This window comes from Streptosporangium longisporum (assembly GCF_039534895.1).
Taxonomy (GTDB): Bacteria; Actinomycetota; Actinomycetes; order Streptosporangiales; family Streptosporangiaceae; genus Streptosporangium; species Streptosporangium longisporum.
On sequence record NZ_BAAAWD010000031.1, the window covers coordinates 53,893 to 80,548 of the forward strand.

The 26,656-nt window shown below is 72.6% G+C and carries 22 protein-coding genes and 1 pseudogene; 11 read left to right on the top strand and 12 right to left on the bottom strand.

Annotated features, from left to right (window positions below; genetic code table 11):
• Nucleotides 1-21: 21 nt before the first annotated feature.
• Both ABD832_RS40015 and ABD832_RS40020 read right to left on the bottom strand, forming a co-directional pair.
• Nucleotides 22-1,395 carry an ABC transporter substrate-binding protein gene (locus ABD832_RS40015; protein WP_344907453.1) on the bottom strand — a complete coding sequence of 458 codons (1,374 nt, stop codon included), beginning with the start codon at nt 1,393-1,395 and terminating at the stop codon, nt 22-24.
• 271 nt (nt 1,396-1,666) lie between these two features.
• Nucleotides 1,667-2,719 carry a LacI family DNA-binding transcriptional regulator gene (locus ABD832_RS40020; RefSeq protein ID WP_344907455.1) on the bottom strand — a complete coding sequence of 351 codons (1,053 nt, stop codon included), beginning with the start codon at nt 2,717-2,719 and terminating at the stop codon, nt 1,667-1,669.
• A 230-nt stretch (nt 2,720-2,949) separates the two neighbouring features.
• On the opposite strand from ABD832_RS40020, the gene ABD832_RS40025 reads away from it, so the two are divergent.
• The 4 genes from ABD832_RS40025 (at nt 2,950) to ABD832_RS40040 (ending at nt 6,896) form a co-directional block, all read left to right on the top strand.
• The gene (locus ABD832_RS40025) at nt 2,950-3,396 is read left to right on the top strand and encodes a hypothetical protein (RefSeq protein ID WP_344907458.1); all 447 of its coding nucleotides are present in this window, start codon (nt 2,950-2,952) and stop codon (nt 3,394-3,396) included.
• Nucleotides 3,393-4,940 carry a multicopper oxidase family protein gene (locus ABD832_RS40030; protein WP_344907460.1) on the top strand — a complete coding sequence of 516 codons (1,548 nt, stop codon included), beginning with the start codon at nt 3,393-3,395 and terminating at the stop codon, nt 4,938-4,940. The genes ABD832_RS40025 and ABD832_RS40030 overlap by 4 nt, the downstream gene beginning before the upstream one ends.
• A gap of 79 nt (nt 4,941-5,019) precedes the next feature.
• A complete protein-coding gene (locus ABD832_RS40035; protein WP_344907463.1) occupies nt 5,020-6,417 on the top strand; it encodes an FAD-dependent oxidoreductase in 1,398 nt (465 codons plus the stop codon).
• 191 nt (nt 6,418-6,608) lie between these two features.
• Nucleotides 6,609-6,896 (top strand): Fe-S cluster assembly protein HesB, encoded by a 288-nt coding sequence (locus ABD832_RS40040; protein WP_344907465.1) that lies wholly within the window; start codon nt 6,609-6,611, stop codon nt 6,894-6,896.
• Between the two features lie 229 nt (nt 6,897-7,125).
• Here ABD832_RS40040 and ABD832_RS40045 read toward each other — a convergent pair whose 3' ends face one another.
• The 4 genes from ABD832_RS40045 to ABD832_RS40060 form a co-directional block, all read right to left on the bottom strand.
• Complete coding sequence (locus ABD832_RS40045) at nt 7,126-7,599, bottom strand: hemerythrin domain-containing protein (RefSeq protein ID WP_344907467.1); 474 nt, start codon at nt 7,597-7,599, stop codon at nt 7,126-7,128.
• A 29-nt stretch (nt 7,600-7,628) separates the two neighbouring features.
• Complete coding sequence (locus tag ABD832_RS40050; RefSeq protein ID WP_344907470.1) at nt 7,629-8,810, bottom strand: zinc-dependent alcohol dehydrogenase; 1,182 nt, start codon at nt 8,808-8,810, stop codon at nt 7,629-7,631.
• A 127-nt stretch (nt 8,811-8,937) separates the two neighbouring features.
• A complete protein-coding gene (locus tag ABD832_RS40055; protein ID WP_344907473.1) occupies nt 8,938-9,885 on the bottom strand; it encodes a TIGR03557 family F420-dependent LLM class oxidoreductase in 948 nt (315 codons plus the stop codon).
• 105 nt (nt 9,886-9,990) lie between these two features.
• Complete coding sequence (locus ABD832_RS40060) at nt 9,991-12,306, bottom strand: phosphoketolase family protein (RefSeq protein ID WP_344907476.1); 2,316 nt, start codon at nt 12,304-12,306, stop codon at nt 9,991-9,993.
• A gap of 335 nt (nt 12,307-12,641) precedes the next feature.
• Here ABD832_RS40060 and ABD832_RS40065 point away from each other — a divergent pair, with 335 nt between their 5' ends.
• The 4 genes from ABD832_RS40065 to ABD832_RS40080 all read left to right on the top strand — a co-directional run bounded on the left by ABD832_RS40065 (nt 12,642) and on the right by ABD832_RS40080 (nt 16,976).
• The gene (locus tag ABD832_RS40065) at nt 12,642-13,502 is read left to right on the top strand and encodes a fumarylacetoacetate hydrolase family protein (protein WP_344907479.1); all 861 of its coding nucleotides are present in this window, start codon (nt 12,642-12,644) and stop codon (nt 13,500-13,502) included.
• 213 nt (nt 13,503-13,715) lie between these two features.
• The gene (locus tag ABD832_RS40070) at nt 13,716-14,828 is read left to right on the top strand and encodes a DUF3500 domain-containing protein (protein WP_344907482.1); all 1,113 of its coding nucleotides are present in this window, start codon (nt 13,716-13,718) and stop codon (nt 14,826-14,828) included.
• Nucleotides 14,825-16,033: an FAD-dependent monooxygenase gene (locus ABD832_RS40075; RefSeq protein ID WP_344907484.1), complete on the top strand. Its 1,209-nt coding sequence runs from the start codon at nt 14,825-14,827 to the stop codon at nt 16,031-16,033. The genes ABD832_RS40070 and ABD832_RS40075 overlap by 4 nt, the downstream gene beginning before the upstream one ends.
• A gap of 103 nt (nt 16,034-16,136) precedes the next feature.
• Nucleotides 16,137-16,976: a pentapeptide repeat-containing protein gene (locus ABD832_RS40080; RefSeq protein WP_344907487.1), complete on the top strand. Its 840-nt coding sequence runs from the start codon at nt 16,137-16,139 to the stop codon at nt 16,974-16,976.
• A gap of 90 nt (nt 16,977-17,066) precedes the next feature.
• Here ABD832_RS40080 and ABD832_RS40085 read toward each other — a convergent pair whose 3' ends face one another.
• Both ABD832_RS40085 and ABD832_RS40090 read right to left on the bottom strand, forming a co-directional pair.
• On the bottom strand, nt 17,067-17,402 hold the full coding sequence (locus tag ABD832_RS40085) for an ArsR/SmtB family transcription factor (RefSeq protein WP_344907491.1): 336 nt from the start codon (nt 17,400-17,402) through the stop codon (nt 17,067-17,069).
• A gap of 1 nt (nt 17,403) precedes the next feature.
• On the bottom strand, nt 17,404-17,598 hold the full coding sequence (locus ABD832_RS40090; protein WP_344907494.1) for a hypothetical protein: 195 nt from the start codon (nt 17,596-17,598) through the stop codon (nt 17,404-17,406).
• A gap of 292 nt (nt 17,599-17,890) precedes the next feature.
• Here ABD832_RS40090 and ABD832_RS40095 point away from each other — a divergent pair.
• A pseudogene (locus ABD832_RS40095) lies at nt 17,891-18,043 on the top strand (DUF3073 domain-containing protein); the annotation flags it as partial.
• Nucleotides 18,044-18,188: 145 nt separating this feature from the next.
• Here the strand turns inward: ABD832_RS40095 and ABD832_RS40100 are convergent.
• The 3 genes from ABD832_RS40100 to ABD832_RS40110 form a co-directional block, all read right to left on the bottom strand.
• The gene (locus ABD832_RS40100) at nt 18,189-18,551 is read right to left on the bottom strand and encodes a fluoride efflux transporter FluC (protein WP_344907500.1); all 363 of its coding nucleotides are present in this window, start codon (nt 18,549-18,551) and stop codon (nt 18,189-18,191) included.
• Nucleotides 18,548-19,126 (bottom strand): fluoride efflux transporter FluC, encoded by a 579-nt coding sequence (locus ABD832_RS40105; RefSeq protein WP_344907503.1) that lies wholly within the window; start codon nt 19,124-19,126, stop codon nt 18,548-18,550. The genes ABD832_RS40100 and ABD832_RS40105 overlap by 4 nt, the downstream gene beginning before the upstream one ends.
• Nucleotides 19,127-19,862: 736 nt before the next feature.
• Nucleotides 19,863-20,312, bottom strand: coding sequence for a hypothetical protein (locus ABD832_RS40110; RefSeq protein ID WP_344907505.1), 450 nt, complete (start codon nt 20,310-20,312; stop codon nt 19,863-19,865).
• 315 nt (nt 20,313-20,627) lie between these two features.
• On the opposite strand from ABD832_RS40110, the gene ABD832_RS40115 reads away from it, so the two are divergent.
• Both ABD832_RS40115 and ABD832_RS40120 read left to right on the top strand, forming a co-directional pair.
• Complete coding sequence (locus tag ABD832_RS40115) at nt 20,628-21,824, top strand: CHAP domain-containing protein (RefSeq protein WP_344907508.1); 1,197 nt, start codon at nt 20,628-20,630, stop codon at nt 21,822-21,824.
• 93 nt (nt 21,825-21,917) lie between these two features.
• Nucleotides 21,918-22,868 (top strand): siderophore-interacting protein, encoded by a 951-nt coding sequence (locus ABD832_RS40120; RefSeq protein WP_344907511.1) that lies wholly within the window; start codon nt 21,918-21,920, stop codon nt 22,866-22,868.
• Between the two features lie 51 nt (nt 22,869-22,919).
• On the opposite strand, the gene cobN is transcribed toward ABD832_RS40120, so the two are convergent.
• On the bottom strand, nt 22,920-26,606 hold the full coding sequence (cobN, locus tag ABD832_RS40125) for a cobaltochelatase subunit CobN (RefSeq protein ID WP_413224578.1): 3,687 nt from the start codon (nt 26,604-26,606) through the stop codon (nt 22,920-22,922).
• Between the last annotated feature and the right edge of the window lie 50 nt (nt 26,607-26,656).

The following is a 26,656-nucleotide window of genomic DNA, read 5'->3' on the forward strand; positions in this document are numbered from 1 at the left end:
GGCACCCCGGGTCTCAGAAGGTCAGCTCGACTTCGCCAGGACCTTGTTGGCCTTGGCCTCGGCGTCGGCCAGCAGCTTGTCGATGTCGGCGTCCTGCCTGGTCAGCACCGCCGACATGGGCACGTCGAGGATCGCGTACAGCTCCTGGGACTTGGGCGGCTCCAGCTTGTTCTGGATGGCGCCCGATCCCTCCACGAAGGGGGTGAAGTTCTCCACCGGGACGGTGGCGTTGGCCTTGCGCAGCTCGACGATCTCCTTGCCGGGGGCGCTGTCGCCGTACAGGTCGGGGATCGGCAGGCCGACCGGGCGGCCCTGCTTCTTGCTGCGCGCGTAGTTGAACTGGCCCTGGCCGGGGGTCAGCTCGTGGAAGTCCAGCCACAGCATGGCGGCCTTGATCTTCTCGGGCGTGGCCTTGGGGTTGATCATGTAGCCGTCGCCGCCGTTGAGGGAGGCCTTGGCCTCGGGCATCGAGGTGACGCCGTAGTCCTCGAACTTGCCCTTGAAGTCGTTGTTGACCGCCTGGACGACGTCGGGGGCGCCGATCATCATGCCGAGCTTGCCGCCGCCCATCATCCGCATCAGGTCCTCCCACTGCAGGAGCTGCTTGGTGCCCATGCTGTTGTCGGTCCAGCGCATCGTCTTGAGGTTCTCCAGGACGGCCTTGCCCTCGGGGCTGTTGAAGGCCGCGGTCTTGCCGTCGGGGCCGACCATCTCGCCGCCGCGCGCGTACAGGGAGGCGGCGAAGTGCCAGCCGCCGGTGTTGCCGGCGCTGTACTCACCGAAGCCGACGTGGCCGGGGCCGAGCGCGGCGATCTTCTTGGCCGCGGCCTGCACCTCGGCCCAGGTCTTCGGCGGCGCGGCCGGGTCCAGGCCCGCCTGGGTGAACAGCTTGCGGTTGTAGACCAGGCCCATGGAGTAGTTGTTGCGGGGAAGGCCGTAGATCTTGTCGCCCTCCTTGAAGATGCTCATGACGTCGGGCCGCAGGTCGTTCAGCCGCTTGACGGTGCTGACGTAGGGGCTGATGTCGGCCGCCTGGCCCGCCGCGATGATCTTCTTGACGTCGGTGTAGTAGACGTAGAAGACGTCCTCCATCGTGCCGCCGGCCAGCTTCGCCTGGAAGGTGTCGGGGTTGATGCAGGGGAAGGCGTCCTTGCTGTCGATCGTGATGTTCGGGTGCATCTTCTTGAACGCCGCGACGTCCTCGTCCCAGGCGGTGCGCTCCAGCGGGTTGCTCTTGGGCGGCTGGCAGCCCACGGAGATCGTGACCGGAGCGTCGGCCCCGGCGGCGCCCGGCGTGGCGTTCGCGGCCTTGGATCCGCTGTCGTCGTCGCCGCACCCGGCGGCGGTGAGCGCGAGGGCCGCGGCGAGCAGCATCGCGAGCTTGGGGGATTTCATCCGGGGGCACTCCTTGGCGGGTCGGTTGCGAGAAACATATAGACGCGTGCAGGAACTAGCAAGAGGTCGTCAATCTAGATGCAAAAAAGTGACAGTGATCGCCCGGTCATGGCCCCGTAACGTGATCGCCGTCCCTTCTCACCCGCGTCGAGCTGCGGTGACGGCGGGATGACACGCGGTGGAGTCACCCGCTTGCGGATCGATGCCGTACGACGTCAGGAATCTGACGGAATTTTCACGCCGGTTTCAGCGGCATGCCCGTCGGCACCCGTCAGGAGGACGGCAGCGAGGACGGCGGAGGCGACGAGGACGACGGCGGGGGCGGCGGGGGTGCGGTGGAGGCGCGGACCACCAGCTCGGGGTCGAAGAGCAGCTCGCCCCCGGGCCGGGCGGCGGCGTCGATCTGCGCCACCAGCAGCTCCACCGCGGCCCGGCCCATGGCCTCGATCGGCTGGCGCACCGTGGTCAGCGGCGGGTCGGTCCGGTTCATCAGGGGGGAGTCGTCGTAGCCGATCACCGAGACGTCCTGCGGCACCCGCAGGCCCTCGCGCCGGACCGCGCGCACCGCGCCCAGCGCCAGCAGGTCGCTGCCGCAGACCAGCGCGGTGACGCCGGCCCCGACCAGCCGGGCGGCGGCGGCCTGGCCGCCCTCCATCGAGAACACCGCGTGCTCGACGAGGCGGTCGCCGCCCTCCAGGCCGCGCTCGCGCGCGTAGGCGGCGAAGGCGTCCAGCTTGCGGCGCGAGGGCAGGTGGTCGGCGGGCCCCAGGATCATGCCGATCCGCCGGTGGCCCAGGGCGTGCAGGTGCCCGGCCGCCATCCGGGCGGCGGCGACGTCGTCGCAGGAGACCCGGGAGAACCCCAGGTGGCCGACGGCCGCGTTCACCAGCACGGCGGGCAGGCGCCGCTCCCGGATGCGCTCGTAGTGCTCGTGACCGGCGTCGGCGTCGGCGTAGGCGCCGCCCGCGAACAGCACGCCCGAGACGTGCTGGGCCAGCATCGCGTCGACGCGGCCGGCCTCCTGCGAGCCCCCCGGGGTGCGCGTGCACAGCACCGAGGTGAACCCCTGCTGCGCCAGTGCCCCACCGGCCACCTCGGCGAACGCCGGAAAGACCGGGTTGCGCAGGTCGGGGAAGACCAGGCCGACCAGGCGGGCCCGATCGCGCCGCAGCCGGGTCGGGCGTTCGTACCCCAGCGCGTCCAGCGCGTCGAGCACGGCCCGCCTGGTGGTCTCCGAGACGCCGGGCCTGCCGTTGAGCACCCGGCTCACCGTCGCCTCGCTCGTCCCGACCCTCCGGGCCACCTCGGCAAGCCTTCGCGTCATGCCCGCAAGCATACGGTCGAATCAGCAAAATTTTTACATACTTTTTGCGAGCTAATTTCATCGCGTGTTCGATGTGGCCGCCACCTGCCGTGTACTCCCCCGGTCGTAGCCGCGTCCGTCGGCCGTACCCCTCCTACGCCGGGCGATGTAGTGCCGATGACCTTCCCCGGGGTGACGACGGCGCCGTCGCGACCCGGAAGCCTGGGCGTCGTGATCCAACGGAGGTTCCCATGATTTCCCCGGCCCCCCTGACCGGCCCATCCTCGGTGACCGGCCCGGCTCCCCCGGCCGCCCCGGCCCGCCTGCCCGCCCGGACCCTGTGGGCCCTGCGCGTCACCGCCACCGCGCACCTGGTCACCGTGCTCGGCCAGGCGGTCATCGGCGGGCTGTTCGTCACCGGCGAGGTGGACCTGCTGACCCAGCACAACATCAACGCCACCGCAGGCACCGTGCTGGCGGGCCTGCAGCTCGTCGCCGCGATCGTCCTGTGGCGGCCCGGCCGGGGACCGGCGTGGCCGCTGTGGGTGAGCGCGGCCCAGGTGGCGCTGATGAACGGCCAGATCCTGCTGGGCATGGAGAGGGCGGTCGCCCTGCACATCCCGCTCGCGATGGTGATCTTCGGCGTGGCCGTGTGGATGACCGCCTGGACCTGGCGCGCGGGACGGGAGAGGTCATGATCTCCAGAAGGCGCTTCCTGGGCGGGCTCGGCGCGACCGGCCTGCTCGCCACCGGATGCGGCGCCGTGTCGGCCGAGACCTCGGGGCAGACGCTGACCAGCGCGCTGCCCCTGCCCCGGCCGTTCACCGTCCCGCTGCCGATCCCCGCGCAGGCACGCCCAGTGCGGCCGGGACACTACGAGGTCGTCCAGCGCCAGGCGCGGATGGAGATCGTCCCCGGCACCTCGACCGAGGTGTGGGGGTTCGACGGCACGTTCCCCGGGCCGACCTTCCGGCTCAGGCGCGCGAGCCCGGTCACGGTCAGGGTCCGCAACCGGCTGCCCGTACCGACCTCCACCCACCTGCACGGCGGGGTCACCCCGCCCGGCTCCGACGGCTACCCCACCGACCTGGTGGTGGGCGAGGGGCACGTCTTCCGCCCGCCGACCGGCGGGCACGCCCACCACGGCGCGGCGGCCGGGGCGTCCGGCTGGACCCTGCACCAGGGGTTCCGGGACTACGCCTACCCGCTGGACCAGCCGGCCGCCACGCTCTGGTACCACGACCACCGGATGGACTTCACCGCGCCGCAGGTCTGGCGGGGCCTGGCCGGGTTCGCGATCGTCGAGGACGACGAGGAGGACGCCCTCCCGCTGCCCGGGGGCGAGCGGGACGTGCCGCTGATGATCTGCGACCGGGCCTTCGCCGAGGACGGCTCCTTCCGCTACCCGTCCAAGGACCCCGGCCTGCTGGAGAGCCCCGGGGTCGAGGACGCCTACATGGAGGGCGTCGAGGGCGACGTGATCCTGGTCAACGGGGCCCCCTGGCCGGTGCTGGAGGTCTCGGCCACCCGCTACCGGCTGCGGCTGCTCAACGCCTCCAACGCCCGCCGCTACCGGCTGCGGCTGACGCCCGGCGGCCGGTTCACCCAGATCGGCAGCGACGCCGGCCTGCTGGCCGCGCCGGTGACGCACGAGGCGATCACGATCGCCCCGGGCGAGCGCTTCGACGTGGTGGTGGACTTCTCCGCCCACCCCGTCGGCACCGACGTGACGATGGTCAACACGCTCGGCTCCGGCCGCACCCGCGACGTGATGCGCTTCCGCGTGGCGCGCCGGGCCCGCGAGGACGCCACGGTGCCCGCCCGGCTCGCCGGGTCCGCACCGGCCGGACCGGCCCTTCGCCCCGCGTCCGCGACCACGCGCCGCTTCGACTTCCGGCGGACCGGGCAGGGGGCCGGGGCCGCCTGGACGATCAACGGGGTGCCGTTCCGCCCCGGCACGCCGCTGGCCCGGCCCCGCCTCGGCAGCACCGAGGTCTGGCGCCTGACCAGCGACTTCCACCATCCGGTGCACGTCCACCTGGCCCACTTCCAGGTGCTCTCGCGCAACGGCCGCGCCCCGGCGGCGACCGACGGCGGCTGGAAGGACACCGTCGACGTCCGGCCGTACGAGACGGTGGACGTGCTGGTGCGCTTCGAGGGGTTCCGCGGGCGCTACATGATGCACTGCCACAACCTCGAGCACGAGGACATGGCGATGATGGCCGACTTCGAGGTGGTCTAGGGGCGGTACGGGGAGTCGTTCGAACACCTCCGGACGGGGAAGCCGTACCATCGGCGGTCTGCGGCGGAGGCGGGGGACGATGACGGAACGACTGGTGGTGATCGGCGGCGACGCCGCGGGGATGAGCGCGGCCTCCCAGGCCCGCAGGAGGCGAGGGCCGGACGACCTGCGGATCGTCGCCTTCGAGAAGGGCGCGCACGCCTCCTACTCGGCCTGCGGGATCCCCTACCTGGTGGGCGGCGAGGTGGCCGATCCCGAGGAGCTGGTCAGCCGCCGCCCGGAGGTGTTCCGCGACGAGTTCGACATCGACCTGCGGCTGCACAGCGAGGTCGTCGAGATCGACCTGGACCGGCGCGCCGTGGCCGTCCGCGACACCGACACCGGGGCCGGGGGCGGGGGCGGGGGTGCTCCCCGGTGGGAGCCGTTCGACCGGCTCGTGGTGGCCACCGGCGCCGTCCCGAACCGCCCGGACGTGCCCGGCGTCGAGACGGAGGGCGTGTACGGCGTGCAGACCCTGGACGACGGCACCGCGCTGCTGGACGCGGTGGCGGAGAAGCCGGAGCGGGCGGTGGTGGTCGGCGGCGGCTACATCGGCCTGGAGATGGCCGAGGCCCTGGTCCGGCGCGGCATCCGGGTCTCGCTCGTGGACCTGGCCGGGCAGCCCATGAGCACCCTGGACCCGGACATGGGCGCCCTGGTCGCCGACGCCCTGCGCGACCTGGGCGTGGAGCTGCACCTGGGCGAGCGCCTGGAGGGGTTCGAGGAGTCCGGCGGCCGGGTCTCCGCGGTCCGCACCGAGAACCGGACCCTGCCCGCGGACCTGGTGGTCCTCGGTCTCGGGACCCGGCCGAACAGCGCGCTGGCCGAGGCCGCGGGCATCCCGGTGGGCGAGACCTCGGGCATCAGGACCGACCGCAGGATGCGGACGGCGGCGGAGGGCGTCTGGGCCGCCGGTGACTGCGTGGAGACCTTCCACCTGGTCTCCCGGCGGCCGGTCGCGATCGCGCTCGGCACCCACGCCAACAAGCAGGGCCGCGTGGCGGGCATCAACATCGGCGGCGGGTACGCCGCCTTCCCCGGCGTCATCGGCACCGCGATCTCCAAGGTCTGCGAGTACGAGGTGGCGCGCACCGGCCTGTCGACCACCGAGGCGCTCAGGGCCGGGTTCGAGCCGGTCGGCGTGGTCGTGGAGTCGACCACGCGGGCCGGCTACTACCCCGGAGCCCTCCCGATGAAGACCAAGATGATCGCCGACCGGGCCACGGGCCGCCTGCTGGGCGCGCAGATCGTCGGGCGGGAGGGATCGGCCAAGCGCATCGACACCCTGGCGATCGCCGTCTGGCACGAGATGACGGTGGAGGAGATGACCGGGCTCGACCTGTCGTACGCTCCCCCGTTCTCGCCCGTCTGGGACCCGGTGCTGATCACCGCGCGCAAGACCGCCCAGCGCCTGGAGGAACTGCGCGGGCGGGACTGACCCGGGGGCCGGACCGGCGGGACCGGGACGGCCGCCAAGCAGGGGTCGTTCTCACGGGGCCGTTCTCACGGGAGCGGGGACGGCAGGGGCAGGGCACGGTCGGGGCACGGTCGGGGCACGACCAAGGCACGGTTGGGGCCGGTGAGAGCGGGCAAGGGCGGAGAACAGCGCCGACCCGACAGGGAGGAACAATGCTCACATTGACGGACACCGCAGCCCAGGTAATCCGGGATCTCAGCGCGCAGGTGCCGGACGCTCCCGAGACCGGCGTGCGCATCTCGTCCGAGAGCGACGGCACCGGCTCGCTGGTGCTCTCCATCGCCGAACGCCCCGAGTCGGCCGACCGGGTGGTGGAGTCGGACGGGGCACGGATCTTCCTCGACCCGCAGGTGGTGGACATGCTGGACGACAAGTCCCTGGACGCCGACGTCGACGAGGAGGGCGGCGTGGAGTTCCTGGTCACCGATCGGCCCGGATGACCGGCCGGACCGAGCGAACGACCGACACGAGCGAACCGGCCCGGGTCACCGGCCCGGATGACCGGACGGACGCGGCCGGTCCGGAACGCCGGCGGCCCCGGCCCCCGTGGGGGGCCGGGGCCCGTCCGTCTGCGGCCCGAGCCTCCGCGGGCCCGCCCGGCTCGCCCGCCGTCCGGACCGCGGGCCGCGCGGGCCGCCGTACCGGGACCGTGGGGTCCGGGCGGAGGCGTCACGCCTTCGCGCTGCTCAGCGCGAGCGGGTCACGCGGCGCGTCGGCCTTGGCCTTGGCCATCTGCTCGCCCAGCTCCTGGAGCCTCTTGCGTCCCATGGCCTCGCGCACCTGCGGGAACCACTCCTCTTCCTCCTCCTCGACGTGGTGACGGACGTTCTCCATCAGCACGCTGACCTTGGCGTCGAAGCGCTCGTCCTTGGGGTCGAGGCGGGTCAGCTCCGAGAGCATCCAGACCACCACGTGGTGCTCCTCGACGCTCTCCAGGATGTGGTCGGAGGTGTCCGGGGCGCCCTCGCGGGCGGCCGGGTAGAAGATCTGCTCCTCGATGTAGGCGTGCGTGGTGAGCTCCTCGACGATCTTGGCGACGATCTCCTGCTTCGTCTTGTACGCCTGCTCGCCCGCCTTCTCGAACTCCTTGAACAGCTTCTCCACCGTCTTGTGGTCGTCCTTCAGCAGCACGATCGCGTCCATTGTCGTCCTCTCGTCGTCTGTTCCGTGGGTCAAGGGTTGAGCAGGACCTTGACGGCCCCGTCCCGTTTCTTCTGGAAGATCTCGTAACCGTGCGGGGCCTGGTCCAGCGGAAGGCGGTGGGTGGCCAGGTCCATGACACCGAGCGGGTCGGCGTCGTCGGTCACCAGCGGCATCAGGTCGTCGATCCAGCGCTTGACGTGGGCCTGGCCCATCCGGATCGTGATGCCCTTGTCGAACATCCTCAGCATCGGCATCGGGTCGGCCATGCCGCCGTAGACGCCGCTGATGGAGACCGTGCCACCCCGGCGTACCGTGTCGATCGCCTGGTTGAGCGCGGCGAGCCGGTCGACGCCCGCGCTGGTCATCAGCGGGGCGGCGAGCGCGTCCGGCAGCAGGCCGGTGACGGCGTGCGCGAACTTGGCCACCGGGGAGCCGTGCGCCTCCATGCCGACCGCGTCGATCACCGAGTCGGTGCCGCGTCCGCCGGTCATGTCCCTGACCGCCTGGGGGATCCCGCCGGTCACCGCCGCGTCGAGGACCTCGATCCCGTGCCTGCGGGCCATGGCCAGCCGCTCCTGGACGCCGTCGACGCCGATGACCCGGTACCCGAGGTGCTTGGCGATGCGGCAGCACATCTGCCCGATCGGCCCGAGGCCGAAGACCGTGACGCTCCCGCCCTCGGGCACGTCGGCGTAGGCCACCGCCTGCCAGGAGGTGGGGAGCACGTCGGACAGGTAGACGAACCGCTCGTCCGGCGGCCCCTCGGGGACCTTGATCGGGCCGAACTGCGCCTGCGGGACGCGCAGGTACTCCGCCTGCCCGCCCGGCACCTCGCCGTACAACTTGGTGTAGCCGAACAGGGCCGCTCCCATGCCCTGGTCGCGGACCTGGGTGGTCTCGCACTGGGCGTACAGCTGCATGCCGCACATGTGGCAATGGCCGCAGGAGATGTTGAACGGGATGACGACCCGGTCCCCCGGCACGAGGCCGGTGACGTCCGGGCCGACCTCCTGCACCACGCCCATGGACTCGTGGCCCAGGATGTCGCCCTCGCCCAGGAACGGCCCCAGCACCTCGTACAGGTGCAGGTCCGAACCGCAGATCGCGGTGGTGGTGACCTTGATGATCGCGTCGTTCGGTTCCTTGATCACTGGATCGGGGACCTCGTCGACGCGCACGTCGCGCTTGCCGTGCCAGGTGAGGGCCTTCATCGCGTACCTCCGTGTGGAGTTCCGGGGCGTAGGCCCCGGAGAGGTGTCCGGGTGTTCCTCCTGTTCGACCTGCCGCGGGGTACGGCGGGGGGCGGGCCCGCCCGGCGGGACCGGGCGGGCCCGTCGGTCAGCGGAGCCGGGGCAGGACCTTCTCGGCGTAGAAGTCGAAGAAGGCGTCCTGGTCCTGGCCGATCTGGCTGATGTAGACCTCGTCGAATCCGGCGTCCACGTACTCCTGGATCGCCTTGATGTGGACCTCGGGGTCGGGACCGCAGGGCGAGCCGACCTCGTCCTCGCTCACCATCTCGGCGAGCTCCTCGAAGTGGCGGGGCAGCGGCAGGAGCTGCGACGCCTCGCCCTGGATGCCCTGGGTCGGCCACAGCTTGTGCACGGTCTTGCGGGCCTCGGCCTCGTCGAGGGCGTAGCAGACCTTCATGCCGGCCTGCGAGGGCTTGCCCGCGCCACCGGCCTTGTGGAACTTGTCCACCAGCTCGGCGCTGGGAGAGGTGCAGATGAAGCCGTCGGCGATCTTCCCGGCCAGCGTCACCGCCTTCTCCCCGAACGCGGACATGTACACCGGCGGCGGCTCGTCGGGCAGGGTGTACAGCCGCGCGGTGTCGACCCGGTAGTGGGTGCCCCGGTGGGTGACCAGCCGGCCGCTCCACAGGTCCCGCATGAGCTCGACCGCCTCCTCGAGCATCTCCAGCCGCTCCGCGGCCGGGGGCCAGCGCGAGTCGAGGATGTGCTCGTTGAGCGCCTCACCGGTTCCCACGCCCAGCGTGAACCGCCCGCCGGTCAGCGCCGCGGTGGTCGCGGCGGCCTGCGCGATGATCGCCGGGTGGGTGCGGACCAGCGGGCAGGTGACGGCCGTGGTGATCGGCAGCGAGGTCGCCTGGGCCACCGCGCCGATCACCGTCCAGACGAAGGGGCTCTGCCCCTGCACGTCCAGCCAGGGATGGAAGTGGTCGGAGATCCACAATCCCTCGAAACCCGCCCGCTCGGCGAGCTTGGCCTGCCGTACGAGCTCGGCAGGGCCGTGTTCTTCACTCGACAGAAAATATCCGAATCTCGTCATGTTCGTCCTAACTCCATCCCCTGAGCTGCGGCAACGACCTCCTACCCCGTGCGCGGAGGTCAAACGACCCCGTCGCGGCCCGGCCGGGCCGCGGCACAGCAGGGGTCAGTACGGCCAGGTCCAGTCGCGGATCCCGGCGGGGTCCTCGCCGAACGCGCGGGTGTGCGCGCGGGCCGCGAGCCGGGAGTCGACCATGTGCTGGCGCAGGTACGCCGCCCGCTCGGCCAGGCCGGGCACCCGGTCGATGACGTCGATCACCAGGTGGAAGCGGTCGATGTCGTTGAGCATGGCCATGTCGAACGGCGTGGTGGTGGTGCCCTCCTCCTTGTAGCCGCGCACGTGGATGTTGGCGTGCCCGGTACGGCGGTAGGTCAGGCGGTGGATCAGCCAGGGGTAGCCGTGGAAGTTGAAGATGACCGGCTTGTCGACGGTGAACAGCGTGTCGAACTCCGCATCCGACATGCCGTGCGGGTGCTCGCCGGCCGGCTGCAGCCGCATCAGGTCCACCACGTTGACCACCCGGACCTTCAACTCGGGCAGGTGCTCGCGCAGCAGCGCGACCGCGGCCAGCGTCTCCAGCGTGGGCACGTCTCCCGCGCAGGCCATGACCACGTCGGGTTCGGTGCCGGCGTCGTTGCCCGCCCACGGCACGATGCCCAGGCCGCGGGTGCAGTGCGCGATCGCCTCGTCCATGGTGAACAGGTCAAGGATCGGCTGCTTGCCCGCCACGATCACGTTGACGTAGTCGCGCGAGCGCAGGCAGTGATCCGCCGTCGACAGCAGCGTGTTGGCGTCCGGCGGCAGGTAGACCCGCACCACCTCGGCCTTCTTGTTCATCACCACGTCCAAAAAGCCCGGGTCCTGGTGGGAGAAGCCGTTGTGGTCCTGGCGCCACACATGGGAGGACAGCAGGTAGTTCAGGGACGCCACCGGGCGCCGCCAGGGAATCTTGCGGGAGGACTCCATCCACTTGGCGTGCTGGTTGAACATGGCGTCGATGATGTGGATGAACGCCTCGTAGCAGTTGAACAGGCCGTGGCGGCCGGTCAGCAGGTAGCCCTCCAGCCAGCCCTGGCACAGGTGCTCGCTCAGCACCTCCATGACCCGCCCGCCCGCGCCCAGATGATCGTCGCCGTCCAGGAGCTCGGCGTTCCAGGCGCGGTCGGTGGCCTCGAACACCGCCTGCAGCCGGTTGGAGGCGGTCTCGTCGGGGCCCATCAGCCGGAAGGTCTCGGGGTTGGCGGCGATGACGTCGCGCAGGAACGTGCCCAGCACCCGGGTCGGCTCGCTGGAGTGCGCGGCCGGGGACTTGGTCTCGACCGCGTAGGTGCGGAAGTCGGGCAGCACCAGCGGCCGCAGTAGTTCCCCGCCGTTGGCGTGCGGGCTGGCGCTCATCCGCCGCGTCCCCGCCGGCACCGTCGCCAGCACCTCGGCCACCGGGCGGCCTTCGGCGTCGAAGAGTTCCTCGGGGCGGTAGGAGCGCATCCACTCCTCCAGCATCGCCAGGTGCTCGGGGTTGTCACGCATCCCCGACAAGGGCACCTGGTGGGCGCGCCAGGTGCCCTCCACCGGCACGCCGTCGACCTCCTTGGGGCCGGTCCACCCCTTCGGGGTCCGCAGCACGATCATCGGCAGCCGGTCGGCGCGCCCGGCCCGGTAGTCGGCGATCTGCTCGAACACGACATCCAGGGTGCGGGCCATCAGCGGGTGCATGACCTGTGGGTCGTCGCCGGAGACGATGTGCGGACGGTAGCCGTAGCCCTCCATGAGCTTGACCAGCTCTTCTTCGGGGATGCGGGCCAGCACCGTCGGGTTGGCGATCTTGTAGCCGTTCAGGTGCAGGATCGGCAGCACCACCCCGTCCCGCTCCCGGTCGAGGAACTTGTTGGAATGCCAGCTGGCCGCCAGCGGACCGGTCTCGGCCTCACCGTCGCCGATGACGCACGCCACCACCAGGTGAGGGTTGTCGAACGCCGCCCCGTAGGCGTGCGCCAGCGCGTACCCCAGCTCGCCGCCCTCGTGGATCGAGCCGGGCGTCTCCGGCGCCACATGGCTGGGGATGCCGCCGGGGAAGGAGAACTGCCTGAACAGCCGCCGCATCCCCTCGGCGTCCTGGGAGATCGCCGGGTAGCGCTCGGTGTAGGAGCCCTCCAGCCAGGCGTGCGCCACCGCCGCCGGACCGCCGTGGCCCGGACCCGCGATGTAGATCATGTCCTGGTCGCGTTCGGCGATGATCCGGTTCAGGTGCGCGAAACAGAAGTTCAGCCCCGGCGTGGTCCCCCAGTGGCCCAGCAGGCGCGGCTTGATGTGCTCGGGCTTGAGCGGCTCGGCCGGCAGCGGGTTGTCCAGCAGATAGATCTGTCCCACCGACAGGTAATTGGCCGCCCGCCAGTACGCATCGATTCTTTGAAGTTCATCCATACCCCGACAGTTCCCCCCTGGGGCGTTCGAATCGGAACCCGGCGTAAAACCCCGGGGAACTCGGCGGACACGGGCCCCACCGGGCGCGCCGCCGGACGCGCCGCCAGGCGTGCCGGGGCCGTGCCGGGGCCGCGCCGGGGTCGCGCCACGCGGTCGTGGCCATCCGGCTCCCGCGCCCGGGACGCCGTCCCAGGCGGATCACCGGTCCCAATCACCCCTCTACCGTTATGGAGGGCGATATAGGAAGATCTCCGGATGATCCGGCGAACGATCTGATGACGCCGTGATGATTCGAGGCGCGGTGGGCCCCATCGCGGGAACGTCGGGAGTGAGCGATGAGGTTCGTCGGGTTCCGGGACGGCCGCCAGGTTCGGATCGGGGTGCTGACCGGCGGTGGCCGGGTGGCACCGCTGGCCGAGGTGGGCGAGTTCTACGAGGACCTGCCCGGCTGGAGCGCACGGGCGCGCGAACTCGCCGACAGTGCCGCCGGTGCCGCCGGTGCCGCCGGTGGGCTCGTGCCGGGCGAGCTGGAGGCGGCCCCGGCCGTGCCGGACGCGGCGCGGGTGGTGTGCGTCGGGCTGAACTACCGGGCGCACGCCGCCGAAGGCGGGTTCCCGATCCCGGAGACCCCCGCGATCTTCGGTCGCTGGACGGCGTCGCTCGCGGTGGACGGCACACCGGTGCCGGTGCCGCCGGACGAGGCCGGCCTGGACTGGGAGGTCGAGCTGGCCGCGGTGGTCGGGACGACCCTGCGGTGCGCGGACGAGGAGACCGCCCTCGCGGGGGTGTTCGGCTACGCCACCTTCAACGACCTGAGCGCCCGGCGGGCGCAGCGGCTGACCGCCCAGTGGACGCTCGGCAAGAACTCCGACCACAGCGGGCCCATCGGGCCGATCGTGACCGCCGACGAGGTGGGCGACCCCGCGGACGGGCTGCGCCTGGTCACCCGGGTCAACGGCGAGATCGTCCAGGACGGCGACACCAAGGACATGATCTTCTCGGTGGGGCGGGTGCTGGCGCACCTGAGCCGGACCATGACGCTGCGTCCCGGGGACGTGGTGGCGACCGGCACCCCCGCCGGGGTGGGTCACGCCAGGACCCCGGCGTGGTTTTTGCGGCCCGGTGACGTGGTCGAGGTGGAGATCGACCGGCTGGGCACGGTGCGCAACCCGATCGTGGCCTGGCCGGAGGACTGAACGATGCCGCAGGCGGATCACGCGCACTCTTCCTCCCCGGGTCCGGGTCCGGAGCCGGGCCCGGGATCGGTCCCGGGTCTGGGATCAGGTCCGGGTCCGGGATCAGGGCCGGGATCAGGGCCGCCCCTGCCGGGGCACGGGTCCGGGGAGACCGGCCGTCCGGGCGTCCACCACCACGACCGGGACCACGACCGGGGCCACGACCACGGCCGGGTGCCGCGTTCCGGGCTGGAGGAGCGGCCCGGCGACTTCAACGTCACGCTGATCACCTTCGCGGCGATGGCCCTGTTCGACGCCCTGGACGGCGAGCAGCGCTCCCGGGTGCTGCTGCCCTTCACCGACGCCGACCGGTCGAACTGGAACTTCCTGCCCGCCTCGGGACGCGCCGGGCTGCCGCTGCGGGACCTGACCTTCGACCAGGGCATCCTGGCGCACCGCCTGATCGCCCAGTGCTGCTCGGAACGGGCGTACGCGCAGGTGGTGCAGGTGATCTCGCTGGAGCACGTGCTGCGCGAGCTGAACCTGGAGCGGTTCGGGCACGTGGCCCGGGAGTTCCGCAACCCGGGCATGTACTTCCTGACCTTCTTCGGCCAGCCCAATCCCGACTCCGTGTGGGGGTGGCGCCTGGTCGGCCACCACCTGTCGGTGAACTTCACCGTCGTCAACCAGGACCACCTGTCGGTCACCCCGTTCCTGCTGGGGTCGGAGCCGGCGCGCTTCGGCCCGTACCGGGTGCTGGGCGAGGAGGAGGACCTGGGGTTCGCGCTGCTGCGCTCGCTGGACGACGCGCGGCGGGCGAAGGCGATCATCCATCCGGTGCCGCCGGCGGACTTCGTCACCCGTACGGTGCCGAGGATCGGCGAGGTGGAGCTGCCCGACCTGCACGGGGTCGGGCGCAGGGACGCGATGATCACCGAGGCCGACCGGCAGGCCCTGCGCTACATCAGGTCCCACCCGCGCGGGATCGGCGCCGCCGAGCTGACCTCCCCGCAGCGGCGCGCCCTCGACGAGCTGCTGGAGTGCTACCTGCAGCGGGCCAGGCCCGGCCAGGTCGCCGCCGAGATGGACCGGATACGCGCCGCGGGCGACGACGGGCTGCACTTCGCCTGGGCCGGCGCCGACGATTACGGCCTCGGGCACTACTACCGGATCCAGGGCCCGGTCACGCTGATCGAGTTCGACAACACCGAGGACGAGGCCAACCACGCCCACAGCGTGTGGCGCGACCCTGCGGGCGACTTCGGCGAGGACCTCCTGATGAGGCACCTCGTGGACGAGCACCGCGGCGCGGCGCGGACGCCCTTCGAGGAAGGAACCCCCGAGTGAGGATCGCCATCGTCGGCGGAGGTCTGGGCGGGCTGACCACCGCGCTGCTGCTGAGACAGGCCGGTGTCGAGGCCGTCGTGTACGAGCAGGCCGCCGAGCTGCGCGAGGTCGGGGCCGGGATCGTGGTGGGCCCCAACATGGCCCGGCCGCTGGTGCGGGCCGGGCTCGGTGAGCGGCTGGCCTCCTTCGCCGTCGCGCTGGAGACCGCCTGGGAGTTCCGGCGCTGGCAGGACGGCCGGGTGCTGTCCTCCCAGCGGATGGGCGAGGAGTGCCGCCGGCTGTACGGCACCGACTGCTACGTCGCGCACCGGGCCGACCTGCTGGACATGCTGCGGGACGCGCTGCCGGACGAGGTGGTCGGGACCGACCGGCGGCTGCGGGAACTGCGGCAGGACGGCGACGGGGTCGAGCTGGTCCTGACCGACTCCGGCGGGCGGAGCACGACGGTGACCGCGGACGCGGTGATCGGCGCGGACGGCATCCACTCGGCCGTACGGCAGGCGGTCGTCCAGGAGGAGCCGCCGCGCTTCTCCGGCCTGTGCGCCTACCGCTGCCTGGTCGACGCCCGGCGGGCGCCGGAGCTGGCGCTGCGGCGGGTGCAGACGCTCTGGCTGGGTCCGGGCCGTCACTTCGTGCACTACCCCATCCGGGACAGGGAACTGATCAACATCGTCGCGATCGTCCCGGCCGGCGAGTGGCGCGTCGAGTCGTGGACGGCCGACGGCCGGCTGGAGGACCTGGCCGCCGAGTTCGAGACGTGGGACCCGCGCCTGGGAGGGCTGATCGCCGCGGCCACCGAGACCAAGCGCTGGGCCCTGTACGACCGCGGCCCCCTGGAACGCTGGACGTCCGGGCGGGTGGCCCTGCTCGGCGACGCCGCCCACTCGATGCTGCCCTTCTTCGGCCAGGGGGCCGCCCAGGCGGTCGAGGACGCGGTGGTCCTGGCCGGGTGCCTTCGCGAGGCCACGGCCGGGACCGTGGCCGGGGCGCTGGCCCGCTACGAGGAGATCCGCAGGCCCCGGGCCTCGCAGGTGCAGCTGATGAGCCGCGGGCGCGAGGTGCAGAACCACCTGCCCGACGGGCCCGCCCAGGTGGAGCGCGACGCCGCGCTGGCCGCGGGCGACCCGCTGCGGCAGAGCGCCTGGCTCTACGGCCACGACGCCGAGGCCGCCCTGACCGGCCGGGCGGTGCCGGAGCGGAGATAGGCTGCCGGGGTGGAGGCGTCGTTCACGCCCGTCCCGCGGTGAACGGCACGCCCGGCCCGCGGGGTCCGATCCGCACACCCGCACAGCAGGGAGATGTCGTACGTTGTCCGAGGAACGCGAGCACGCGGGCCCCGTCCCGGTCAGGGAACGCCGGGATCTGCGGGCCGACTGCGCCGACTGCTTCGGCCTGTGCTGCGTGGTGCCGGCCTTCGCGGCCTCGGCGGACTTCGCCATCGACAAGGGGGCCGGGCACGCCTGCCCCAACCTGGGGCAGGACTTCCGCTGCGGCATCCACACGCGCCTGCGGGAGAGCGGCTTCCGGGGCTGCACGGTCTACGACTGCTTCGGCGCGGGACAGAAGGTCTCGCAGGTCACCTTCGGCGGACGGGACTGGCGCCGGGCGCCGGACACCGCGAAGCGGATGTTCGAGGTGTTCCCGATCATGCGGGACCTGCACGAGCTGCTGTGGTACCTGACCGAGGCGCTGGCGCTGCCGGCGGCCCGCTCGCTCCGCGACGAGCTCGGCGCCGCGCTGGAGGAGACCGAGCGGCTCACCCGGGACGAGCCCGAGGCCCTCGTCGCGCTGGACGTGGAGGCGCACCGGCGGAAGGTCAACGCCCTGCTGCTGCGCGCGAGCGAGCTCGCGCGGGCCGGTGCCGGCAGGCGCAGGAAGGACCACCGCGGCGCCGTCCTCATCGGGGCCAGGCTCAAGGGCGCCGACCTGAGGGGGGCCAGCCTGCGGGGCGCCCAGCTCATCGGCGCCGACCTGCGGGACGCGGACCTGAGAGGGGCCGATCTCATCGGGGCCGACCTGAGGGGAGCCGACCTGCGAGGGGCCGACCTCACCGGGACGATCTTCCTGATCCAGTCCCAGCTGGACGCGGCCAAGGGCGACGCCTCGACCAGGCTCCCGGCCTCGCTCGTCCATCCGGCGCACTGGTGACCCGCCGGTCCCCCTTGTACCGCGGGCCCGTGCTCCGGTGACGTGCCGTCGGCGCCTGCTCCGGTGAGGTACCGGCGAGGACGCGTGAGGCTAGCCGCGTGCCTCGGCGCGCAGCTCGGCGAGCAGTTCTCCCTGCCCGGCCAGCAGCTCGGTCAGGATCGACCGCGCCGCGAACATCAGGTCGGCCACGTCCGGGGTGGACAGGGCGTACACGACGGTGGCGCCTTCCCGGGTGGCGGTCACGATCCCCGCGCGGCGGAGCACCGCCAGCTGCTGGGAGAGGTTGGAGGCCTCGACGCCGATGGCGCTCAGCAGGTCCCGCACCGGCAGGGGGCCGTCCTGCAGCAGCTCCAGCACCCGCACCCGTACGGGATGACCGAGGGTGCGGAAGAGCTCGGCCTTGGCCTGGTGCAGCGGCACCGGCATGTCACACCGCTCCGCCGCCGGGCCCGCCGCCCGCGTGGCGCACGTCGATGCCGTGCCGCTCGGCGATGCGCAGCAGGTTCTCCAGCCGCCCGGACAGCACCTCGATCGAGTGATCGTCGAAGGCCTGGCGCATGAGCTCCAGCTCGCCGTCGACGTCGGCGATGCGCGCTCGTAGCTCGGCCGCGAACTCGCTCATGCCCCCACCCCCCTGGTCGGACCGTCCCGTACTGACCGGTTTACCGATACACCGGTCCTCATCATGTGTCAAATTGCTTAATTCTTCAAATCATAATGACGTTGGCTATGATGGCGACGGCCGTTTTCCAACAGGACCCGCGACCGATTTGATCCCGACCGATGACGGATCAGCCGGGAAGCGGGATACTTGGTGCGGCTACCGCGGGCTGACCTGCGGCGTCAGAGCACGCCAGCCGGCGATGCGACAGTGACGAGAGGCCGAGCACGGCCTGCGCGAGGGAGTACAGCCAATGGGACGGGGCCGAGCCAAGGCGAAGCAGACGAAGGTTGCTCGCGAGCTGAAGTACAGCAGCCACGACATGGATCTTGACCGGTTGCGCAAGGAACTGGGCGCCGGTGACGATCCCGCGCCGGAGAGCGAGGCCGACGACATCGGCGAGCCCACCGGCAGGTAGCGCGCGGCCCCCGGCACGGCCGAGGGTCCGCACCACCGGTCGCGGGTTCGCGGCACCGGCCGGTCACCGTGCCCCGACCGGCCCCCGCGGCCCGGCCCCTCGTCAGGAGGGGACGTCCTTCCGCGGAGGGACGTCAGGAGGCCAGTGCCAGGGCGGCCAGCATGCCGCACCAGGCCGCTCCCAGTCCGGTGGCGATGCTCCCGGCGACGTTGAGGAACGCCGCCAGGCGGGCACCGGAGCCGGCCAGGCGCACCGTCTCGTAGCCGAAGGTGGAGTAGGTGGTCAGCGCTCCGCAGAACCCGGTCCCGGCCAGGGCCATCGTCGCGTCCCCGGCCGGAAGCGCGACCAGGAACCCCAGCAGCGCCGACCCGGCCACGTTGACGGCGAAGGTCCCCCACGGGAACCTCGTGCCGTACCTGGCCTGGAGCGCCCGGTCGACGAGGTAACGCAGCGGGGCGCCCACGGCGGCGCCCAGCGCGACCAGCAGCACGCTCACCGCTCGCCCGCCGCGCCGTCATCGCCGTCATCGCCGTCATCTTCGCCGCCCTCGCCCTCGCCCTCGCCCTCGCCGCCGTCACCGTCACCGTCGCTGTCGCCGGAGCCGGAGTCCGGGCCGGGACCGGGGCGGGGGCGGAGGACGAGTCGGCCCAGTGCGATGCCGGTCCAGGTCGCCGCGAGCGCCGCCGTCACCGTGCCGAACAGGTACCCGAGCGCGACCTGCGGGGCGCCCGCGGCCACCAGCCGCCCGATGTCGATCACGTAGGCGGAAAAGGTGGTGAAGCCGCCCAGCACCCCAACTCCCAGGAACGGGCGAACAAGCGGGTGGACCCCTCGGGTCTCGGTGACGAACACCATCAGCAGGCCGATGAGCAGGCACCCGGACACGTTGATCGCGAACGTCGCCCAAGGAGGGCCGTCCGGTGGGTGCGGGAAGGCGAGGACGAGCCCGTGACGGGCCAGCGCGCCGGCCGCCCCACCGGCCGCGATCACCCCCAGCGTCGCCCACGGGACCCGGCCGGGCCCGGACTCCGGCCCGGGGACGGCGGAATCGACGTCACGGTCGGGGGGCATGGCCGGACCAGAGGCGCGGACGGCCGGGCCCGAGGTTCCGGTGGGGCGACGGGCGGGCGGCTCGGACACGCTCTCCCCCTCCCCTCCGCACTCTGCCGACGCGGCGGAGGACACCCGGCGGGCCGGCTCGTTCACGATCACCGGCGGAGGATCCGCGGACCGGCGGACCTCGCCCGGCGAGGGCGACCTTCAGCATATCGACCGGCCGGCGGGGAACACCGTGCCCGTCCCCTCGCGCCCTTGGTCTTCGTGCCCGCCACCCCGGCCGCGTGTGACACGGCGGCGGGTTCCGCGCAACATCGTGCAACATCGTTGAAGGCGCCGCGGGCGGCTGTCTACCGTCACGACTAGTGCGCGCTCGGCCGGACGGCGGAACCGCGCGCTCCCAGCGCACGACGGAGAGCTCTGGCGGGTCCCACATCGTCTCACGGTGACCGGCTCCCATCCCTTCCCGCCGGCCACCGGGATCCGCCGGTCCACACGCCGTGGCCCCGGGACGAATGGCCGGTCCCGCGCGAGGCAGGGTCGTCTCGCCCGGACGGAAGGTCTCCCTGGGTCACGGCCACCATCCCGGCCCTCGTGCCCTTCGGCCTGTCACGCCCGGCGGCTCCCGGACGGGGATCAGCCGGATCGACGCGGATCAGCAGGGATCAGCGGGGATCAGCGGGGTCGACGCGGGTCGGGGGTCGTTGGGGCCCCCTGAGCGGCCGCTGCCGCGCGGTGATCCCCGGAAGGGCTACCTGGCCCTGGGGCGGTTTCCCCACCTGGGCTTGCGGAACAGGTCGCGCCGCTCCAGCAGGTAGACGAGCCTGGCGGCGGCGGTCCTGACGGCCTCCTCGTGCCGATGCCGCTTCTGCGGGACCGTGGCGCTCCAGCGTTCGAGCAGCAGGGCGATCTCCTCGGCGAGCTCGCCGATCACCCGATAGCGGGTGCTGAAAGCGTAGAGGTCGCCGTGCACCTCCTCCACCAGGTCCTCCTCGACCCGGTGGGCGAGCGGCCTGACCCTTCTGAGGATCCCGGCCTCCATCGCCGGGGTGACCGGTGCCCTGCGGGCGTCGCCCTCGGGAACCATGATCAGGGCGCGTACCCGTGCCACGGCCAGGGTGCGCTCGGCCTGCGGGGTCGAGGGATGCTCGGCGAGATCCAGCAGACGGCGCAGGGTCTCCTGCGTCTTGTCGTCGAACATGGAATCCCGTTCCGCCTTCGCGTCCGCGTCCCGCCGGGCCGGGAGGGGCCACGGCACCGGCACCCGCGCGCACCGCGCACGTGCCGTCACATGGTATTCGACCGCCGGGACGCGGCAGGTCCGGCCGAAGATGGTAAAGGGTGAGGAGCCGCGTTTCACCTGTTTCTTCGGATCCGGTATCCCACGGCCGTCCAGCCCGGCTTTTTACGCCAATAGCCTCACTTGGCCGTTTTTCTCCGAATACAGTCCGTCTTTGTCGGACGGCGCCCCTCCTTCGCGGCAGGGCGGAGGAGATGGACGGGGTGGCTCACGGCCATGGATCCGATCGGTGACGATCTGCTCAGGACCATCAAGACCGAGATCGGGTACCGGGAGGGACCGGGCCGGCAGAGCAAGTTCGGCGAGTGGTACTCGGTCAACGTGGTCAAGGACCCGCAGTACAGGACGGCCCCCTGGTGCGGGATGTTCATCGCCTGGGCCGCGGAGAAGGCGGGCGTGCAGCAGTACGTCGGGCAGTTCGCCTGGACCCCCTCGCACGGGCGCTGGTTCGAGACGAACGGCGCCTGGTCGCGTACGCCGGAGCCGGGGGCGCTGGTCTTCTTCGACTGGTCGGGCGGCAAGGACATCGGGGGGATCGATCATGTCGGCGTGGTGGAGCGGGTCGAGGGTGGAACGATCCACACGATCGAGGGCAACGTCGACCGGGTGTGGCTCAAGCGCAAGAAGCGCGACCAGGACAAGGTCGTCGGTTACGGCCTGCCGCGCAAGGTCAAGGAGCACCTGGCCGGCGCCGTACCCGGCGACGACGGCGCTCCCGGGCAGGTCGCGGATCGCATCGAGGTCCGCCCGGCGCTCGTCCGGGACGCGGTCGCCCTGACCGAGGTGCCCGGGGCCGCCTCCCCGGTCCCGGTGGAGACGGCCGTGATCGCCGGGCTGCTGACCCTCGTCCTGGGCATGACGTTCGTGCTGTCCAGGCGGCGTCCGCGGGTCTCGGCGGGGCGGCACCGCAGGAGGGACGGGCGCCGGAAGGCCGCGGACGCGCCGATCGAGGCCGCGGGCCCGCGCGAGCGAACCCCGGCCCGCGGGACCGGCCCGTACGAGACCCCGGCCCGCAGGACCGGCCCGTACGAAAGGGACTCGGCCGATGGGACCGGGTCGCGCGAGCGGGTGGCCCTGGCGCGACAGACGCCGCCCCTGGACCGGTCCGAGGGTCCGGCCGTACCGGCGCACCTGTACGAGGCGGTCCGCGTGACCAGGCCCGGCTGGGCCCACGACCCGTACCGGCCCGGAGCCCCCGTCGCGCCACGGGAACCGGCACGGAGAGCAGCGGCACGGAACCCAAGACGGAAAGCGGCACAGGAACCGGCGCAGAGATCGGCACCGAAGCCGATGCCGATGCCGGCGCCGGTGCCGGTGCCGGTGCCCGCGGGAACGGTGACGACCCCGCTCGCGGAGGGTCCTCACGAGGTGGAGGGTGCCCGGACGGCACGGGAGGCGCGGCGCGCAGCGTGACGATCGCGACATTCGAGACAGCCGAGAAGTTGATAATTAAGGTTAGGCAAAGCTAAGTTGCTGGGGACGACATCCCTCGGCGAAGGCGGCACGATGACAGCGGGCAGCGAGCAGACCCTTGAGCGCGCGGCGGAGGTCCCGGCCTACCGCTGCCACGATGTGAGGGTCGTGCGCGTCGCGCGGCTCAGCCCGAGCTTCCTGCGGATCACCTTCGGCGGCGAGGACCTGGCGGGCTTCGCCGACCACGGCTTCGACCAGCGGATCAAGGTGATCCTCCCGCTGCCGGACGGCGGCCTGACCCCCCTGGGCGACGACGCCGACTGGTACCGGCGCTGGAGGGCGCTGCCCGACGAGCTGCGCAACCCGATCCGTACCTACACCGCGCGCGCGGTACGGCCGCACCTGCGGGAGCTGGACGTCGACTTCGTCCTGCACGGCGAGAGCGGCCCGGCCTCGCGGTGGGCGACCCGTGCCGCGCCCGGCGACCGGGTCCTGGTGGTCGGCCCCAACGCCGCCCACCCCGGCCCCACCGGCGGCCAGGAGTGGGCACAGCCGGCCGGTGCCACGCACCTGCTGCTGGCCGGGGACGAGACGGCCGTGCCCGCCATCACCTCGATCGTCGAGTCGCTCTCCGGCGCGGTACCGGCCACGGCGCTGCTCGAGGTCCCCGAGGCCGCCGACGAGCTCCCGCTCGACCTCCCGCCGGGCGTGCGGGTCGTCTGGCTGCCGCGCGAGGGGGCCCGCCACGGCGACCTGCTCGTCCCCGCCGTCCACGAGGTCCTGCGGACGCTCGTCCCGCCGGTAGCCGCGCCGACCGGGCCCGCCGGGCCCGCCACCGGTGGCCTGGAGGACGTCGACGTGGACGCGGAGATCCTCTGGGAGGTGCCGGAGTCCTCGCCGGGTGAGGGCCTGTACGCCTGGCTGGCCGGTGAGGCCGCGGTGGTCAAGCTGCTGCGCCGGCACCTGGTCCAGGAGGCCGGGATCGACCGCTCCTCGGTGGCGTTCATGGGCTACTGGCGGCTGGGCCGCTCCGAGAACAACTGACCGTTCCGTCGCCGCCGGGCCGCTCCATCGGAGCGGCCCGGCGGGACCGGATCAGGCGCCGTCCTCCAGGTCCCCCTCGGACTTGAGGTAGACCTCCTGCAGGTCGCGCAGGACGTCCGGGTCGGGGTGTTCCCACATGCCCCGGTTCGCGGCCTCCAGCAGCCGCTCGGCGATCCCGTGCAGCGCCCAGGGGTTGGACCGGGCCATGAACTCCTGGTTCTCCGGGTCCAGCACGTAGGTCGCGGCCAGCTTGTCGTACATCCAGTCGGCGACGACGCCGGTGGTGGCGTCGTAACCGAACAGGTAGTCGACGGTCGCGGCCAGCTCGAAGGCGCCCTTGTACCCGTGCCTGCGCATGGCGGCCAGCCAGCGCGGGTTGACCACCCGGGCGCGGAAGATCCTGGAGGTCTCCTCCGACAGGGTGCGGGTGCGGACGGCCTCGGGCCTGGTGCTGTCGCCGATGTAGGCGGCCGGGGCCTTGCCGGTGAGCGCCCGGACCGTGGCGATCATGCCGCCGTGGTACTGGAAGTAGTCGTCGGAGTCGGCGATGTCGTGCTCGCGGGTGTCGACGTTCTTGGCCGCCACCGCGATCCTGCGGTAGGCGGTCTCCATGTCCTGCCTGGCCGGTACCCCGTCCACGCCCCGGCCGTAGGCGAAACCGCCCCAGACCGCGTACACCTCGGCGAGGTCGGCGTCGTCGCGCCAGTTGCGGCTGTCGATCAGCGGCAGCAGCCCGGCCCCGTAGGCGCCGGGACGCGAGCCGAAGATGCGCATGGTGGCCCTGCGCTCGTCGCCGTGCACGGCGTGGTCGGCGAGCACGTGCGCGCGCACGTAGTTGAGCTCCTCGGGCTCCTCCAGGCCGGCCGCCAGCCGTACCGCGTCGTCCAGCATGGCCACCACGTGCGGGAAGGCGTCGCGGAAGAACCCGCTGATCCTGACCGTGACGTCCACCCGGGGCCGGCCCAGCTCGACGGCCGGGATCGGCTCCAGGCCGGTGACGCGGCGCGAGGCCTCGTCCCAGACCGGCCGCACGCCCAGCAGCGCCAGCACCTCGGCCACGTCGTCCCCGGCGGTGCGCATGGCGCTGGTGCCCCAGACCGACAGCCCCACCGAGCGCGGCCAGTCACCGGTGTCGGCGCGGTAGCGCTCCAGCAGGGAGTCGGCCATCGCCTGCCCGGTCTCCCAGGCCAGCCTGCTCGGCACGGCCTTGGGGTCGACCGAGTAGAAGTTGCGGCCGGTGGGCAGCACGTTGATCAGCCCGCGCAGCGGTGACCCGCTCGGCCCGGCGGGGACGTAACCGCCGTCGAGGGCGTGCAGGATCGCGTCGATCTCGTCGGTGGTACGCGCCAGCCTCGGCACGACCTCCAGCGCGGCGAACCGCAGGATCTCCTCCACCGTCCGGGGGTCGGCGGCGCGGGCGCCGCCTGCTCCGGAGACACCCGCCGTACCGTCCACGCCGACGGGACCGGCAGGGTCGGCGGGGCCGGGGAGGGCCGTCGCCGGGTGCAGGACCGCGGCGGTCACCTCGGCGGCGGCGGACACCTCCCAGCCGCGTTCCTCCATGCCCTCGACCAGGGCGCGGGCCAGGGTCTCGGCCTCGTCGACGCCGATCCGCGCCGCGCTGCCGTCCTCGGCCAGGCCCAGGGCCTCGCGCAGGCCGACGAGCGCCTGGCCGCCGGCCCATATCTGCCGGGCGCGCAGCATGGCCAGCACCAGGTCCACGCGGGCCGCTCCCTCGGGGGCGGCGCCCAGCACGTGCAGGCCGTCGCGGATCTGGACGTCCTTGACCTCGCACAGCCAGCCGTCGATGTGCAGCAGGAAGTCGTCGAACTCGGCGTCGTGCGGCCGGTCGGCGACGCCGAGGTCGTGGTCCAGCCGGGCGGCCTGGATCAGCGTCCAGATCTGGGCGCGGATCGCGGGCAGCTTGGCCGGGTCCATCGCCGCGATGGAGGCGTGCTCGTCGAGGAGCTGCTCCAGCCGGGCCATGTCGCCGTAGCTGTCGGCGCGGGCCATCGGCGGCACCAGGTGGTCGACCAGGGTGGCGTGCGCGCGGCGCTTGGCCTGGGTGCCCTCGCCGGGGTCGTTGACCAGGAACGGGTAGACCAGCGGCAGGTCGCCGAGCGCGGCGTCCGGCCCGCAGGAGGCCGACAGGCCTGCGGACTTGCCGGGCAGCCACTCCAGGTTGCCGTGCTTGCCCACGTGGACCACGGCGTGGGCGCCGAAGCCGTCGGCCAGCCAGCGGTAGGCGGCCAGGTAGTGGTGGCTGGGCGGCAGGTCGGGGTCGTGGTAGATGGCGATGGGGTTCTCCCCGAAGCCGCGCGGCGGCTGCACCATCACCACCACGTTGCCGGCGCGCAGCGCGGCCAGCACGATCTCGCCCTCCGGGTCGGCCGACCTGTCGACGAACAGCTCCCCGGGGGGCGGCCCCCAGTGCCGCTCTATCCTCTCCCGCAGGTCCGCGGGCAGCGTGGCGTACCACTCGGCGTAGCGGGTCGCCGCGATGCGCACCGGGTTGCCGGCGAGTTGTTCCTCGGTGAGCCAGTCCCGGTCCTGACCGCCCGCGGCGATCAGCGCGTGGATGAGCGCGTCGCCGTCCTGCTCGGTCACCCCGGGCAGCTCGCCCTCGGCGCCGATGTCGTAGCCGCGCTCGCGCAGCGCCGCCAGCAGGCGCACCAGGCTGGCGGGGGTGTCCAGGCCGACGGCGTTGCCGATGCGGGCGTGCTTGGTGGGGTAGGCCGACAGCATCAGCACCAGCCGCCGCTCGGCGGGCGGCACGTGCCGCAGCGCGGCGTGGCGCACCGCGATGCCCGCCACCCGCGAGGCGCGTTCGGGGTCGGCCACGTAGACGGTCAGCCCGTCCTCGTCGATCTCCTTGAAGGAGAACGGCACCGTGATGATGCGCCCGTCGAACTCGGGGATGGCGACCTGGGTGGCGGCGTCCAGCGGGGAGAGGCCGTCGTCGTTCTCCTCCCAGGAGGCGCGGCTGCTCGTCAGGCACAGGCCCTGCAGGATCGGCACGTCCAGCTCGGCCAGCGCGCCGACGTCCCACGCCTCGTCGTCCCCGCCGGCCGACGCGGTCGCCGGGCGGGTGCCGCCCGCGGCCAGCACCGTCACCACCAGGGCGTCCACCGTGCGCAGCGCCTCCAGCAGGCCCGGCTCGGCGGTGCGCAGGGACGCGCAGTACAGCGGCAGCGCCCGTCCCCCGGCGTCCTCGATCGCCGAGCAGAGCGCCTCGACGAAGGCGGTGTTGCCGGCCACGTGGTGGGCCCGGTAGTACAGCACGCCGACGACCGGCCCGTCCTGGCCGCGCGCCTCGCGCTCCAGCGTCCCCCAGGTCGGGGTGGGGGCGGGTGCGGCGAACCCGTGCCCGGTGAGCAGCAGCGTGTCGGACAGGAAGCGGTACAGCTCGGTCAGGTTGGCCGGGCCGCCGTGCGCGAGGTAGGCGTGCGTCTCGGCGCACACCCCTCCGGGCACGGTGGACAGCTCCATCAGCTCGGCGTCCGGCGCCTGCTCGCCGCCGAGCACGACGACGGGACGGGGACCGGCGAGCAGGGCGTCCAGCCCCTCCTCCCAGGCGCGGCGCCCGCCGAGCAGCCGTACCACGACCACCTCGGCGCCCTCCAGCAGCGGTGGCAGGTCGGCGACGCCCAGGCGGGCGGGGTTTCCCAGGCGGTAGTCGGCGCCGCTCGCGCGGGCGCTCAGCAGGTCGGTGTCAGAGGTCGAGAGCAGCAGGATCACGCGCCACACTCCATCGGCGGGGTCGCACTGCGGTGGGGGAACGGCGAAAA

What these genes read in the sequence shown, in the direction of transcription:
- ABD832_RS40015 (WP_344907453.1), bottom strand. Translation starts at nt 1,395, where the DNA reads ATGAAATCCCCCAAGCTCGCGATGCTGCTCGCCGCGGCCCTCGCGCTC.
- ABD832_RS40020 (WP_344907455.1), bottom strand. Translation starts at nt 2,719, where the DNA reads ATGACGCGAAGGCTTGCCGAGGTGGCCCGGAGGGTCGGGACGAGCGAG.
- ABD832_RS40025 (WP_344907458.1), top strand. Translation starts at nt 2,950, where the DNA reads ATGATTTCCCCGGCCCCCCTGACCGGCCCATCCTCGGTGACCGGCCCG.
- ABD832_RS40030 (WP_344907460.1), top strand. Translation starts at nt 3,393, where the DNA reads ATGATCTCCAGAAGGCGCTTCCTGGGCGGGCTCGGCGCGACCGGCCTG.
- ABD832_RS40035 (WP_344907463.1), top strand. Translation starts at nt 5,020, where the DNA reads ATGACGGAACGACTGGTGGTGATCGGCGGCGACGCCGCGGGGATGAGC.
- ABD832_RS40040 (WP_344907465.1), top strand. Translation starts at nt 6,609, where the DNA reads ATGCTCACATTGACGGACACCGCAGCCCAGGTAATCCGGGATCTCAGC.
- ABD832_RS40045 (WP_344907467.1), bottom strand. Translation starts at nt 7,599, where the DNA reads ATGGACGCGATCGTGCTGCTGAAGGACGACCACAAGACGGTGGAGAAG.
- ABD832_RS40050 (WP_344907470.1), bottom strand. Translation starts at nt 8,810, where the DNA reads ATGAAGGCCCTCACCTGGCACGGCAAGCGCGACGTGCGCGTCGACGAG.
- ABD832_RS40055 (WP_344907473.1), bottom strand. Translation starts at nt 9,885, where the DNA reads ATGACGAGATTCGGATATTTTCTGTCGAGTGAAGAACACGGCCCTGCC.
- ABD832_RS40060 (WP_344907476.1), bottom strand. Translation starts at nt 12,306, where the DNA reads ATGGATGAACTTCAAAGAATCGATGCGTACTGGCGGGCGGCCAATTAC.
- ABD832_RS40065 (WP_344907479.1), top strand. Translation starts at nt 12,642, where the DNA reads ATGAGGTTCGTCGGGTTCCGGGACGGCCGCCAGGTTCGGATCGGGGTG.
- ABD832_RS40085 (WP_344907491.1), bottom strand. Translation starts at nt 17,402, where the DNA reads ATGCCGGTGCCGCTGCACCAGGCCAAGGCCGAGCTCTTCCGCACCCTC.
- ABD832_RS40090 (WP_344907494.1), bottom strand. Translation starts at nt 17,598, where the DNA reads ATGAGCGAGTTCGCGGCCGAGCTACGAGCGCGCATCGCCGACGTCGAC.
- ABD832_RS40105 (WP_344907503.1), bottom strand. Translation starts at nt 19,126, where the DNA reads ATGCCCCCCGACCGTGACGTCGATTCCGCCGTCCCCGGGCCGGAGTCC.
- ABD832_RS40110 (WP_344907505.1), bottom strand. Translation starts at nt 20,312, where the DNA reads ATGTTCGACGACAAGACGCAGGAGACCCTGCGCCGTCTGCTGGATCTC.
- ABD832_RS40115 (WP_344907508.1), top strand. Translation starts at nt 20,628, where the DNA reads ATGGATCCGATCGGTGACGATCTGCTCAGGACCATCAAGACCGAGATC.
- ABD832_RS40120 (WP_344907511.1), top strand. Translation starts at nt 21,918, where the DNA reads ATGACAGCGGGCAGCGAGCAGACCCTTGAGCGCGCGGCGGAGGTCCCG.